Genomic DNA, 12,840 nt, shown 5'->3' with positions numbered 1-12,840 from the left:
TTGAGAGAAAAAGGATGACTGCATATCATCCTTTTTCTCACATTGTGTACCATTAGATGAAATGGCACTTTTGGTTATTGCTGTGTGTATTGTGGTTCTTCTTGCTGGACTTCTTCAACACGTGGGTTTAAAGAATCGATAATTGTTTGTGTTTGCTGCGCAGCTGTTTGGAAAAGTTGCTTTGCTTGTTGGTTATCCGTATCAAGAGCGAATCCCTCTAAGCTAGCTTGTGCACTTTTTAATCCAGAAACAGTTTGCTTTAGTTTTGTAATTACAGTCATTGAATGAAGCCCCCTTTGGAATATCAATTCAAAGATTATAATTTGTGAATTGGGGTGAATTTATGATTGGAAAATTTAGGGGAAGGACATGTTTTATAGGCTCCTAGCTAAGGTATATAAAGGATTAAGGGGATATTTTTATTGATTTAGATGGATTTTATTGCTATTATTATGAGAAGAAAATAAGCAGGTCTTTACTTGTTATATTTCACTTCTATTAGAGGTTTTTCGCAAGCAATTAAATGTGGAAAAGCGGAATAGAAGAAGGCTTAAAACCTTGATAATAAACCGTTTATAAAACTTTACCATGCGCCCATAGCTCAGTCGGATAGAGCGGTGGTTTCCGGTACCACGTCTGCCGGGGGTTCGAATCCCTCTGGGCGCGTCAAAAAGTCCTAACTTACGTTTTGTAGGTTAGGACTTTTTTTATTTCTCTCTTGTTATATCTGGTTATAAGAATTACTATTAGTATGTGGTAATAATTTTTACGCGTTATTATTTTCTTTCAATATTATTCATTTTTCGGTTGTAAGATGTAAATCTCATTAATACATATAAATTAATAATATTTTGGAATGGGTGTCTGCGATAGGATTCTCCTTTTACCAAACTTATTGTACAATAGAAACAAGGGGGAGATTAGTTTGAAGGCAAGTCTTTTACAAGAACAAAGCTTACGTTTGGCAATGACACAAGAGTTAAGGCAAGCGATTACAATGCTCCAGTATAATGTACAAGAATTATCGGAGTTTTTATATGAGCAATCGTTAGAGAATCCCCTTATTGAGTTAGGTGGTTTCGAGAGGGAGAAGAAAAAGAGCTCTAACACAAGTAAAAGTACCGGCAAACAAGTCGAGAATCAAATGGAAATCTACAGTGTGGATTCTACAACGATTCAGCAACATTTATTAAATCAACTACAGTATTATAAAATAGATGAAGAAGAGCGAAAAGCAGCTTCTTTCATTATTATGAACATGGATGGAAATGGCTATTTACAAGAAACAAATGAAGAGTTATCAGAGCTTCTTTCTGCGCCAATTGATGTAGTGGACCGTTCTGTGGAGCTTGTTCAATCGTTAGAGCCAGCAGGGGTAGGTGCGCGTAATATTCAGGAATGTCTATCAATCCAATTGAAGCGCTTACAAAGAAGAAATGGTTTAGCGGAAGAAATTATAGATGATTATTTTAATTATTTCGTTAAGAAAGATTGGCGAAAGCTCGTTCAAGTGTTGAAGTGTACTAACGAGGAATTACAGGATGCGGTGAACTGTATTACATCATTACAGCCGAAACCAGGTCTTGCATTTTCTTCTGATAAACCACTTTATATTGTGCCTGATATGGCGGTAAAAAAAGATGGCGATCGTCTCGTTTTACAAATGAACGAACGGAATATGCCGAGAATTGAGATTCACTCTGAGTATAGTGCGTTACTAAATAATAGTGAAAGTGAAGTTGCTTCATATGTATCTGAAAAGTATCAACATGTGCAATGGATTATGCGCAGTTTGAAACAGAGAAAACAAACACTCTTACAAGTGATGAATATTATTATGGAAAAACAGCATGATTTCTTCTGGAAAGGTCCAGAGTATTTAAAACCACTTGCTTTAAAAGAGGTGGCGGAAGAGTTAGGTGTGCATGAGTCTACAATTAGTCGTGCAACGCGTAATAAATATGTGCAAACGCCGCATGGTTTATTTGAGATGAAATCGTTCTTTAGTAATTCTATTTCTACGACGGAAGATGAGGCGGTTTCTACAAAGCGTGTGAAACAATTCATTCAAACGCTTGTTGGAGCAGAAAATAAGAAAAAGCCACTTTCGGATCAAAAGATTTCAAAATTATTAGAAGAAGAGCATGAAATCGTTATTTCTCGCAGAACGGTTGCGAAATATAGAGAACAAATGCATATTCCTGCTTCGTCTCTAAGAAAAACAATTGGATAGGTGAAGAAGATGAAAGTTGTACTATATACAAAAAAAGATTGTGGTCTTTGCGTGAAGGCGAAACAAGTTTTAAAGGAAGTACAATATGAATATTCTTTTCAAATTGAGGAAATAGATATATATGAAGATAATGACCTTTTAGAGAAATACCATCTAATGATTCCTGTTGTAGAAATAGGCGGAAGACAGGTAGAATATGGTAACATTCACAAAGGTGTCATAATAAACTATATAAACAATGCAGTTAAGAGTTGAATAAGTTTCTGTCTCCTGTTACAATAATACACGTAGCAGGGATTATTTTTTTTACCTAAGTGGGACGCAAAATGTCACTACGGGACATAAAGTGACCACAAAGGAAAATGAACCGATGTAGTGAGGAGAAAAGATATGCGCTCATGGATTCAGAACACAAAAAAATTATTACCTGATCTGCTACCTGTTATGCAAACGAGAATGCAAGTGCTTCAGTACATTAGGCTTATGCAGCCGATTGGAAGAAGAAACTTATCTGCAAGTCTCGGTATGACAGAACGAGTATTGCGAAGTGAAGTTCAAGTTTTGAAAGAACAAAACTTAGTTCACGTCGCTTCTTCTGGAATGACTTTGACAGAAGAAGGAACAGCTTTAGTTCTTGCTTTGGAAGACTTTATGAAAGAAATTTCCGGGTTAAAGGTTTTAGAAAAACAACTTAAGGAAACATTAGACTTGGATGAAGTTTTCGTTGTCCCTGGTGATAGTGATGAATCACCTTGGGTCAAACTGGAGATGGGCCGTGCTTGTGTGACTTGTATAAAAGACCGTCTGACAGTGAATAATATCGTTGCTGTGGCTGGAGGAAGTACGCTAGCTGCTGCTGCGGACATGATGCAACTTGATTGCAAGGATTTACATATGCTATTTGTCCCAGCACGTGGTGGAATTGGAGAAGGTGTTGAGTTAGAAGCCAATACCATTTGCGCCAAAATGGCACAAAATACGATGAGTAATTATCGCTTATTGTATGTTCCAGATCACGTTAGTAGCGAAGCATATGCATCTATTGTAACAGAGCCCTCCGTGAAAGAAGTTCTTGAGTTGATTCGATCTTCCAATATCGTCATTCATGGAATCGGTGATGCGTTAACAATGGCACGTCGCAGAAATACTTCAGAAGCAGATTGGTTAAAGATTCAGGCAAGCGAAGCAGTTGGTGAAGCTTTCGGTTACTACTTTAATGAACAAGGAAATGTTGTTCATAAAGTAAGAACAGTTGGTATGCAACTTGAAGATTTACAACATGTATCTCACGTTGTCGCAGTCGCTGGAGGTTCTTCAAAAGCAAAAGCAATACAGGCTGTAATAAAGCAAGGGCACACTTCAATTCTAATTACAGATGAAGGTGCAGCAAAACAATTAACAAAGGGTATTACCCTTTAATATAATCCCCCAAGGAGGAAATTTAAATGACTAAAATTGGTATTAATGGATTTGGACGTATCGGACGTAACGTATTCCGCGCAGCTCTTAACAACTCTGAGGTAGAAGTAGTAGCAATCAACGACTTAACAGATGCTAAAACATTAGCTCACCTTTTAAAATATGATACAGTTCACGGAACTTTAAATGCAGAAGTATCTGCTAACGAAAACAGCATCATTGTTAACGGTAAAGAAATTAAAGTTATCGCTGAGCGTGACCCAGCTCAATTACCATGGAACGACTACGGAGTAGAAGTAGTAGTAGAATCTACTGGCCGTTTCACTAAAAAATCAGACGCTGAGAAACACTTAGGTGGATCAGTTAAGAAAGTTATCATCTCAGCTCCAGCTTCTGACGAAGATATCACTGTAGTTATGGGTGTTAACCACGAAGAATACGATGCAGCTAACCACAACGTAGTATCTAATGCTTCTTGTACTACAAACTGTCTAGCTCCATTCGCTAAAGTATTAAACGAAAAATTCGGCGTAAAACGCGGAATGATGACAACAATTCACTCTTACACTAACGACCAACAAATCTTAGACTTACCACACAAAGATTTACGTCGTGCTCGTGCAGCAGCTGAAAACATGATCCCAACATCTACTGGTGCTGCTAAAGCTGTAGCATTAGTATTACCAGAACTTAAAGGTAAATTAAACGGCGGCGCTGTACGTGTTCCAACTGCTAACGTTTCTCTAGTTGACTTAGTTGTTGAACTTGACAAAGAAGTAACAGTTGAAGAAGTAAATGCAGCATTCAAAGCAGCTTCTGAAGGCGAATTAAAAGGTATCCTTGGATACAGCGAAGAGCCATTAGTATCTATCGACTATAACGGTTGCACAGATTCTTCTACAATCGATGCATTATCTACAATGGTAATGGAAGGTAACATGGTTAAAGTACTTTCTTGGTACGATAACGAAACTGGTTACTCTAACCGCGTAGTAGACCTAGCTGCATACATGACTTCTAAAGGTCTTTAATTCTTAAGTATATAAGCAATCAATGACAAAACGAGGGAGAGGGCTTGTTCCCTCTCTCTCTTCTTTCGTTTTAGAAGCAAATGTGATAAGCTTTTGAATGGGTTTTGTCAATCCTAACTAGTAGTCGGAGGGAAATCCAATGAACAAAAAATCAATTCGTGACGTAGATTTAAAAGGTAAGCGTGTATTTTGCCGCGTTGATTTCAACGTACCTATGAAAGAAGGCAAAATTACAGATGAAACTCGTATCCGTGCAGCTCTTCCTACAATTCAATATTTAGTAGAGCAAGGTGCGAAAGTAATTTTAGCAAGTCATTTAGGCCGTCCAAAAGGTCAAGCAGTAGAAGAATTACGTCTTACTCCAGTGGCAGCACGTTTAGGCGAGCTTCTTGGTAAAGATGTTAAAAAAGCGGACGAAGCATTCGGACCAGTTGCACAAGAAATGGTTGCAGCAATGAACGAAGGCGACGTAGTAGTTCTTGAAAACGTACGTTTCTATGCGGGCGAAGAAAAGAACGATGCAGAACTTGCGAAAGAATTTGCAGCTCTTGCTGATATTTTCGTAAACGATGCATTCGGTGCAGCTCACCGTGCTCACGCTTCTACAGCAGGAATCGCAGACTACCTACCAGCAGTATCTGGATTATTAATGGAAAAAGAGTTAGATGTATTAGGTAAAGCACTTTCTAACCCAGAACGTCCATTCACAGCTATCATTGGTGGTGCGAAAGTAAAAGATAAAATCGGTGTAATTCGTCATCTATTAGACAAAGTAGATAACTTAATCATCGGTGGCGGACTTGCTTATACATTCGTTAAAGCTTTAGGTCATGAAATTGGTCTATCTCTATGTGAAAACGACAAAATTGAACTAGCTAAAGAATTTATGCAACTTGCAAAAGAAAAAGGCGTAAACTTCTACATGCCAGTTGATGTTGTAATCACTGAGGAATTCTCTGAAACTGCAACAACTCAAATCGTTGGTATCGACTCTATTCCTTCTACTTGGGAAGGCGTGGACATCGGTCCTAAAACACGTGAAATTTATGCAGATGTAATTAAAAACTCTAAGCTTGTTGTATGGAATGGACCAATGGGTGTATTCGAAATGACTCCATTCGCAGAAGGTACAAAAGCAGTAGGACAAGCATTAGCAGATGCAGAAGGTACATACTCTGTTATCGGCGGTGGTGACTCTGCAGCAGCTGTTGAAAAATTCGGTATGGCTGATAAAATGAGCCACATTTCTACTGGCGGCGGTGCGTCATTAGAATTCATGGAAGGTAAAGAACTTCCAGGTGTAGTTTGTCTTAACGACAAATAAGTAGCAGCCAAAGAAAAAGGACGGTGCAAAGCATGCGTAAACCAATTATCGCAGGTAACTGGAAAATGAATAAAACTCTAGCTGAAGCAGTTAGCTTCGTAGAGGAAGTTAAAGGTCAAATCCCAGCAGCTTCAGCTGTTGATGCAGTAGTTTGTTCGCCAGCTCTATTCTTAGAGCGCTTAGTAGCAAAGGCTGAAGGAACTGACTTACAAGTAGGTGCACAAAACATGCACTTCGAAAAAAATGGTGCATTCACTGGCGAAATTAGCCCAGTAGCACTTAGCGACTTAAAAGTAGGCTACGTAGTACTTGGCCACTCTGAGCGTCGTGAAATGTTTGCTGAAACAGACGAGTCAGTAAACAAAAAGACTCTTGCAGCATTTGAACATGGTTTAACACCAATCGTTTGTTGTGGTGAGACTTTAGAAGAGCGCGAAAGCGGAAAAACATTTGATCTAGTAGCAGGTCAAGTGACAAAAGCACTTGCAGGTTTAACAGAAGAGCAAGTTAAAGTAACTGTTATCGCTTATGAGCCAATCTGGGCTATCGGTACAGGTAAATCTTCTTCTTCTGCAGATGCAAATGAAGTATGTGCGCACATCCGTAAAGTTGTTGCAGAAGCTGTTTCTCCAGAAGCTGCAGAAGCTGTTCGTATTCAATACGGCGGTAGCGTAAAACCAGAAAACATTAAAGAGTATATGGCACAATCTGACATCGACGGCGCTTTAGTTGGCGGTGCTAGCTTAGAGCCTGCTTCGTTCTTAGGTCTTCTGGGGGCGGTAAAATGAGAAAGCCAACAGCTTTAATCATTCTTGATGGTTTCGGACTACGTGAAGAAACTTACGGGAATGCTGTAGCACAAGCTAAGAAACCTAATTTTGATGGTTACTGGAACAAATTCCCTCACACAACGCTTACAGCTTGTGGTGAGGAAGTAGGTCTTCCAGCAGGTCAAATGGGTAACTCAGAGGTTGGTCACTTAAATATCGGTGCTGGCCGCATCGTATATCAAAGTTTAACACGCGTAAACGTTGCAATTCGTGAGGGTGAGTTCGACCAGAACGAAACTTTCCAAAATGCAATTAAAAGCGTGAAAGAAAAAGGTACTGCTCTTCATTTATTCGGTTTACTTTCTGATGGTGGTGTGCATAGTCACATGAACCATATGTTTGCTCTTCTTCGCTTAGCAGCAAAAGAAGGCGTGGAGAAAGTATATATCCATGCATTCTTAGATGGCCGCGATGTTGGACCACAAACAGCAAAAGGTTATATCGATGCAACAAATGAAGTAATTAAAGAAACAGGAGTAGGACAATTCGCGACTATCTCTGGTCGTTATTACTCCATGGACCGTGACAAGCGTTGGGATCGCGTAGAAAAATGTTACCGTGCTATGGTGAATGGTGAAGGCCCTACTTATAAATCAGCAGAAGAGTGTGTAGAAGACTCTTATGCAAATGGTATTCATGATGAATTCGTATTGCCGTCTGTAATTGTTAACGAAGATGACACGCCAGTTGCAACAATCAATAATGATGATGCAGTTATCTTCTATAACTTCCGTCCAGACCGTGCAATTCAAATTGCTCGTGTATTTACAAACGAAGACTTCCGTGAGTTCGATCGTGGTGAAAAAGTACCTCACATTCCTGAATTCGTTTGTATGACACATTTCAGTGAAACTGTAGATGGTTACGTGGCATTCAAGCCAATGAACCTTGATAACACATTAGGTGAAGTTGTTGCGCAAGCGGGATTAAAGCAACTTCGCATCGCGGAAACTGAAAAGTATCCGCACGTTACATTCTTCTTTAGCGGTGGTCGTGAGGCTGAATTCCCAGGAGAAGAGCGTATTTTAATTAACTCACCGAAGGTTGCAACGTATGACTTGAAACCTGAAATGAGCATTTATGAAGTAACGGACGCTTTAGTAAATGACATCGAAAATGATAAACATGATGTTATCATTCTTAACTTTGCAAACTGTGATATGGTTGGCCATTCTGGGATGATGGAACCAACAATTAAAGCAGTAGAAGCAACTGACGAATGTTTAGGAAAAGTTGTAGAAGCGATTCTTGCAAAAGATGGTGTAGCACTTATTACTGCTGACCATGGTAATGCTGATCAGGAGTTAACTGCTGATGGTGGCCCAATGACAGCTCATACAACTAACCCGGTTCCTTTCATCGTTACAAAAAATGATGTAGAGCTTCGTGAAGGTGGTATTTTAGGAGATATCGCCCCAACAATGCTTACACTTTTAAATGTGGAACAACCGAAAGAAATGACAGGTAAAACAATTATTAAATAATTTGCTTATATAAAAAGGAGAGAATTTATTATGTCAACAATTATTGATGTTTATGCTCGCGAAGTCCTTGACTCTCGTGGTAACCCAACTGTAGAAGTAGAAGTTTACACAGAAAGCGGCGCATTCGGACGCGCTATCGTACCAAGTGGTGCATCTACTGGTGAGCACGAAGCAGTAGAATTACGTGACGGTGACAAATCTCGTTACCTTGGTAAAGGTGTTATGAACGCAGTAAACAACGTTAACGAAGCAATCGCTCCAGAAATCGTTGGTTTCGACGTAACTGACCAAGCTGGTATCGACCGTGCTATGATCGAATTAGATGGCACTCCAAACAAAGGTAAACTAGGTGCTAACGCTATCCTTGGTGTATCTATGGCAGTAGCTCACGCAGCAGCTGACTTCGTAGGTCTTCCATTATACCGTTACCTTGGTGGATTCAATGCAAAACAATTACCAACTCCAATGATGAACATCATCAACGGTGGTTCTCACGCTGATAACAACGTTGACTTCCAAGAGTTCATGATCTTACCAGTTGGTGCTCCAACATTCAAAGAATCAATCCGTATGGGTGCTGAAGTATTCCATGCACTTAAAGCTGTATTACATGACAAAGGTCTTAACACTGCAGTAGGTGACGAAGGTGGATTCGCTCCAAACCTTGGTTCTAACCGTGAAGCATTAGAAGTAATCATCGAAGCTATCGAAAAAGCTGGTTACAAAGCTGGAGAGAACGTATTCTTAGGAATGGACGTTGCTTCTTCTGAGTTCTACAACAAAGAAACTGGTAAATATGACCTTGCAGGCGAAGGCCGTACTGGCTTAACTTCTGCAGAAATGGTTGATTTCTACGAAGAGCTTTGCAAAGACTTCCCAATCATCTCTATTGAAGATGGTCTAGACGAAAACGACTGGGATGGTCACAAATTATTAACTGAGCGTATCGGTGATAAAGTACAATTAGTTGGTGACGATTTATTCGTAACTAACACTCAAAAACTTGCTGAAGGTATCGAAAAAGGTATCTCTAACTCAATCTTAATTAAAGTTAACCAAATCGGTACTTTAACTGAGACTTTCGAAGCAATCGAAATGGCTAAACGTGCTGGTTACACAGCAGTTGTATCTCACCGTTCTGGTGAAACTGAAGATGCTACAATCGCTGACATCGCAGTTGCAACTAACGCTGGCCAAATCAAAACTGGTTCTATGAGCCGTACTGACCGTATTGCTAAGTACAACCAATTATTACGTATCGAAGACGAGCTAGGCGAAATCGCTGTTTACGCTGGTTTACAATCTTTCTACAATATCAAACGATAATTGTAGAAAATAACGACAGACCGTGAGAAATCACGGTCTGTTTTTTTATGCTAAAATTGTTCGTCCGTCATAAGTGACATGAAGTATTTGAAGAAGAGATTATAATCAAAATCGATAGCAATTTGCTGCGAGGGCCGATTGGTGAATGGGCTTGATCCTACTAAAGAGCGGAAATCACCGATGCTTGCTCCTTGAGCGTAAGATTCGGTCATGACGGTAATTGGTGATTTGTAGTAGGTAAACATAGAATTATCAAGTAAAGCTAATATCGGTATCGTGTCATGAAAAGGGCAGCCTTTTAATTGTGGTAAAATTTTTTCGTAATATCCTATAGTAGTAATGATCGAATAGAGGTTTGACGAGAGAGGCCTTTCCTTTGGCCTCGATGTATTCAGCCATGTCAGGTGTAACGATGGAATACTGAGTTACATTTAACGGGTATATGTACATGTTGGATGCGGATTGTAATACAATGTTAGCCGCGATTGGATCACAAAAAATAAGAATTTTTTTAGACATATGTTCACCACCTATCTATATATATGTGTGCTAGAGAGAAGGCAGAAGAAAAATGGAGTGAAGGATTTTATTTTATTGAAATAATACCCATCAAAATTCAGAATATATAAACTTTGTATATTAGGTCAAGGTTTTTGACATAAATTATATGCGGAAACGCAGTCATATCAAGGGTGTAAGCGTATAATATAGTGGATTTTCGTTGTTGATTTGATAAATTGCAGGTTTTTACAATTTATACTATGATAAGGATATTAACAGAAGATCGTATAAACATGAGGGATGATGAACATGAAACTTACAAAGATTCTTGTCCAAATTGCTGCTCTTTATGTATTTTATATGGTTGGAAATTGGGTGCAAGAAATGTTGAATATTCCGATTCCAGGAAGTTTGATTGGGATGTTCCTCCTGCTTGTTTTTCTTAGCCTAAAAGTACTTCCAGTGAAATGGTTTGATTTAGGAGCAGAAACACTCGTTGCTATTATGCCGTTTTTATTAATTCCGCCAACGCTTGGCTTAATGAATTACGGTGCTTTTTTTATGAGTAAAGGAATTTCTCTTTTCATTACAGTTGTAGCGAGTACGTTTTTAATTATTATTGTCGCAGGACATACAGGACAATATCTTGCGAATAGAAAGGAAAAAGAGACACAATGAGCCAAATATTAATCGGAATCGGTTGGGTTCTTTTTACGGTGCTATTATATCAATTATCTAAAAAAATCTACAAATTATTTCCAACACCATTTACCATTCCAATGCTTGTTGCAACAGGATTAATGGCTTTCTTATTTATAATGCTTGATATACCATATCAAAATTATATGGAAAGTGGTGGTGGCTGGATTGCGAAGTTACTCGGACCAGGTGTTGTAGCATTTGCAATCCCGCTTTATAAACAACGTCATGTTCTGCAAAAATATGTTGTACCAATTGCTGGTGGGGTATTAGTAGGTACAACAGTTGCTATTGCAAGTGATTTGGCTATCGCCACACTTATGGGAACAGATAAAAGCTTAATTTTATCTTCTTTACCAAAATCAGTGACAATGCCAGTTGCGATGAGTGTATCTGAACAAGTTGGTGGTGTCCCGTCCTTAACAGCGGCCTTCGTCGTTATCGCAGGGATTACTGGAACGATTTCAGGACCAATTTTATTAAAATGGAGCCGTGTTACAAACTCAGTTGGTAAAGGGATTGGCTTTGGATGTGCATCTCATATTATGGGTGTTATGAGAGCGATGAAAAATAATGAGCATGAAGGTGTTATTGGATCGGTAACAATGACATTAACAGCAATTTTGACATGTTTGCTTGGACCGTTATTCGCAATGGTGTTTATGTAATAGAAGAAAAGCGAGAGCGATTCTATAGCTCTCGCTTTTCTATAGGATTTATGCTACATTTAAAATAACTGAATCTTTGTAGGAGGTACGCCAAGTGCATACGTTATTATCTGTTTTACTTATTATTGTATCGATTTTAATGATTGTTATGGTACTTATGCAGTCTAGTAATAGCTCAGGCCTTTCAGGTGCAATTTCAGGCGGTGCAGAGCAATTATTTGGTAAGCAAAAAGCACGTGGAATTGAAGCGGTATTAAACCGTGTTACAGTTGTTTTAGCTGTGTTGTTCTTTGTACTAACAATTGCTGTTACGTACTTAAACTTATAAAAGTAAAAGAAGAAGCGTTAGCGGATTATGCTAATGGTTCTTCTTTTTTTGATTTGTTATTCAAAAAAAGTTTCTAATTAGATTATAGAATTATAAATATGGTACACTAAGAATAGAAAGAATACGACTAGATTACAGAAGAGAAAGAGGAGAAGTACATGATGAAATTAGCATCTCCGAAACCATTTACATTTGAAGGTGGAGACCGCGCTGTTTTATTATTACATGGATTCACAGGGAACTCAGCTGACGTACGCATGCTAGGGCGTTTCTTAGAGAAGAAAGGCTATACTTGTCATGCGCCAATTTATAAAGGACACGGCGTACCACCACAAGAGCTTGTTCATACAGGCCCTGAAGACTGGTGGAAAGATGTAATGAATGCCTACCAGCATTTAAAAGATCAAGGTTACGAGAAAATAGCTGCGGTTGGATTATCATTAGGCGGAGTATTCTCATTAAAACTTGCTTATACATTACCGATTTTAGGTGTTGTACCAATGTGTGCACCGATGTACATTAAAAGTGAAGAAATTATGTACCAAGGTATATTGGCATATGCCCGCGAATATAAAAAGCGTGAGCAAAAATCACCAGAACGAATTGAGCAGGAAATGTTTGAATTTAAACAGACACCAATGAATACATTAAAAGCATTACAGGAGTTGATTCGTGACGTACGCAATAATGTTGATATGATTTATGCTCCAACATTCGTTGTACAAGCCCGTCATGATGAGATGATTAATACAGATAGTGCTAACATTATTTATAACGGTGTAGAATCTACGTTAAAAGACATTAAATGGTATGAAGACTCTACGCATGTCATTACACTTGATAAAGAACGTGATGTGCTACATGAGGATGTATATAACTTCTTGGAGCAACTGGATTGGTAAGATCTAGTTGCCTCTTTTTTTCATAAGGGAATTTATTATCCCAATTGGTGTGGGCTAATAATCAGTGGGAAGGGACAAAACCCCACTGATTAAAG

Annotated in this window: 13 protein-coding genes, 1 tRNA gene and 1 pseudogene; 13 read left to right on the top strand and 2 right to left on the bottom strand. The window is 38.7% G+C overall.

Annotation, left to right across the window (positions count from 1 at the left end; all coding sequences use genetic code 11):
- Nucleotides 1–74: 74 nt before the first annotated feature.
- Nucleotides 75–281 (bottom strand): DUF1657 domain-containing protein, encoded by a 207-nt coding sequence (locus MHB76_RS24395; protein ID WP_000216167.1) that lies wholly within the window; start codon nt 279–281, stop codon nt 75–77.
- 309 nt (nt 282–590) lie between these two features.
- Here MHB76_RS24395 and MHB76_RS24390 point away from each other — a divergent pair.
- From MHB76_RS24390 to eno, 9 genes are all read left to right on the top strand, one after another.
- A tRNA-Arg gene (locus tag MHB76_RS24390) sits at nt 591–666 on the top strand.
- A 259-nt stretch (nt 667–925) separates the two neighbouring features.
- Nucleotides 926–2,233 carry an RNA polymerase factor sigma-54 gene (gene rpoN / locus MHB76_RS24385; protein ID WP_078173400.1) on the top strand — a complete coding sequence of 436 codons (1,308 nt, stop codon included), beginning with the start codon at nt 926–928 and terminating at the stop codon, nt 2,231–2,233.
- 9 nt (nt 2,234–2,242) lie between these two features.
- On the top strand, nt 2,243–2,488 hold the full coding sequence (locus MHB76_RS24380; protein ID WP_002089547.1) for a glutaredoxin family protein: 246 nt from the start codon (nt 2,243–2,245) through the stop codon (nt 2,486–2,488).
- Nucleotides 2,489–2,623: 135 nt separating this feature from the next.
- Nucleotides 2,624–3,652 carry a gapA transcriptional regulator CggR gene (gene cggR / locus MHB76_RS24375; RefSeq protein WP_061673724.1) on the top strand — a complete coding sequence of 343 codons (1,029 nt, stop codon included), beginning with the start codon at nt 2,624–2,626 and terminating at the stop codon, nt 3,650–3,652.
- Nucleotides 3,653–3,678: 26 nt separating this feature from the next.
- Entirely contained in the window at nt 3,679–4,683 is a 1,005-nt protein-coding gene (gene gap / locus MHB76_RS24370) for a type I glyceraldehyde-3-phosphate dehydrogenase (protein WP_002112805.1), read from the top strand.
- Nucleotides 4,684–4,822: 139 nt separating this feature from the next.
- Nucleotides 4,823–6,007, top strand: a complete 1,185-nt coding sequence (locus MHB76_RS24365; protein WP_002159913.1) for a phosphoglycerate kinase — start codon at nt 4,823–4,825, stop codon at nt 6,005–6,007.
- A gap of 32 nt (nt 6,008–6,039) precedes the next feature.
- Nucleotides 6,040–6,795: a triose-phosphate isomerase gene (gene tpiA, locus MHB76_RS24360; protein WP_002159914.1), complete on the top strand. Its 756-nt coding sequence runs from the start codon at nt 6,040–6,042 to the stop codon at nt 6,793–6,795.
- The gene (gene gpmI, locus MHB76_RS24355) at nt 6,792–8,321 is read left to right on the top strand and encodes a 2,3-bisphosphoglycerate-independent phosphoglycerate mutase (protein ID WP_078173401.1); all 1,530 of its coding nucleotides are present in this window, start codon (nt 6,792–6,794) and stop codon (nt 8,319–8,321) included. The genes tpiA and gpmI overlap by 4 nt, the downstream gene beginning before the upstream one ends.
- 30 nt (nt 8,322–8,351) lie before the next feature.
- Nucleotides 8,352–9,647, top strand: a complete 1,296-nt coding sequence (gene eno, locus MHB76_RS24350) for a phosphopyruvate hydratase (protein WP_002112796.1) — start codon at nt 8,352–8,354, stop codon at nt 9,645–9,647.
- A 50-nt stretch (nt 9,648–9,697) separates the two neighbouring features.
- Here eno and MHB76_RS24345 read toward each other — a convergent pair.
- Nucleotides 9,698–10,139 (bottom strand): annotated as a pseudogene (locus MHB76_RS24345) (nucleoside hydrolase); the annotation flags it as partial.
- A 309-nt stretch (nt 10,140–10,448) separates the two neighbouring features.
- Here MHB76_RS24345 and MHB76_RS24340 point away from each other — a divergent pair.
- The 4 genes from MHB76_RS24340 (at nt 10,449) to MHB76_RS24325 (ending at nt 12,745) form a co-directional block, all read left to right on the top strand.
- The gene (locus MHB76_RS24340) at nt 10,449–10,826 is read left to right on the top strand and encodes a CidA/LrgA family holin-like protein (protein ID WP_176107953.1); all 378 of its coding nucleotides are present in this window, start codon (nt 10,449–10,451) and stop codon (nt 10,824–10,826) included.
- The gene (locus tag MHB76_RS24335; RefSeq protein WP_002159917.1) at nt 10,823–11,515 is read left to right on the top strand and encodes an LrgB family protein; all 693 of its coding nucleotides are present in this window, start codon (nt 10,823–10,825) and stop codon (nt 11,513–11,515) included. Before MHB76_RS24340 ends, MHB76_RS24335 begins: the two co-directional genes overlap by 4 nt.
- Before the next feature lie 94 nt (nt 11,516–11,609).
- The gene (gene secG / locus MHB76_RS24330) at nt 11,610–11,843 is read left to right on the top strand and encodes a preprotein translocase subunit SecG (protein ID WP_002112793.1); all 234 of its coding nucleotides are present in this window, start codon (nt 11,610–11,612) and stop codon (nt 11,841–11,843) included.
- A 161-nt stretch (nt 11,844–12,004) separates the two neighbouring features.
- Nucleotides 12,005–12,745 carry an alpha/beta hydrolase gene (locus MHB76_RS24325; protein WP_165497462.1) on the top strand — a complete coding sequence of 247 codons (741 nt, stop codon included), beginning with the start codon at nt 12,005–12,007 and terminating at the stop codon, nt 12,743–12,745.
- Nucleotides 12,746–12,840: the final 95 nt, after the last annotated feature.

It is taken from the genome of Bacillus sp. FSL M7-1345 (genome assembly GCF_038006985.1).
In the GTDB taxonomy this organism is placed as follows: Bacteria; Bacillota; Bacilli; order Bacillales; family Bacillaceae_G; genus Bacillus_A; species Bacillus_A cereus_U.
Note: the sequence above shows the minus strand (reverse complement) of the source record. Positions and strands in the feature narration are given on the sequence as shown.

Bases quoted from the DNA above. Each gene is read 5' to 3' on its own strand.
- MHB76_RS24340 (WP_176107953.1), top strand. From the start codon at position 10,449: ATGATGAACATGAAACTTACAAAGATTCTTGTCCAAATTGCTGCTCTT.
- MHB76_RS24325 (WP_165497462.1), top strand. From the start codon at position 12,005: ATGAAATTAGCATCTCCGAAACCATTTACATTTGAAGGTGGAGACCGC.
- cggR (WP_061673724.1), top strand. From the start codon at position 2,624: ATGCGCTCATGGATTCAGAACACAAAAAAATTATTACCTGATCTGCTA.
- MHB76_RS24365 (WP_002159913.1), top strand. From the start codon at position 4,823: ATGAACAAAAAATCAATTCGTGACGTAGATTTAAAAGGTAAGCGTGTA.
- gpmI (WP_078173401.1), top strand. From the start codon at position 6,792: ATGAGAAAGCCAACAGCTTTAATCATTCTTGATGGTTTCGGACTACGT.
- MHB76_RS24395 (WP_000216167.1), bottom strand. From the start codon at position 281: ATGACTGTAATTACAAAACTAAAGCAAACTGTTTCTGGATTAAAAAGT.
- tpiA (WP_002159914.1), top strand. From the start codon at position 6,040: ATGCGTAAACCAATTATCGCAGGTAACTGGAAAATGAATAAAACTCTA.
- MHB76_RS24335 (WP_002159917.1), top strand. From the start codon at position 10,823: ATGAGCCAAATATTAATCGGAATCGGTTGGGTTCTTTTTACGGTGCTA.
- gap (WP_002112805.1), top strand. From the start codon at position 3,679: ATGACTAAAATTGGTATTAATGGATTTGGACGTATCGGACGTAACGTA.
- eno (WP_002112796.1), top strand. From the start codon at position 8,352: ATGTCAACAATTATTGATGTTTATGCTCGCGAAGTCCTTGACTCTCGT.
- MHB76_RS24380 (WP_002089547.1), top strand. From the start codon at position 2,243: ATGAAAGTTGTACTATATACAAAAAAAGATTGTGGTCTTTGCGTGAAG.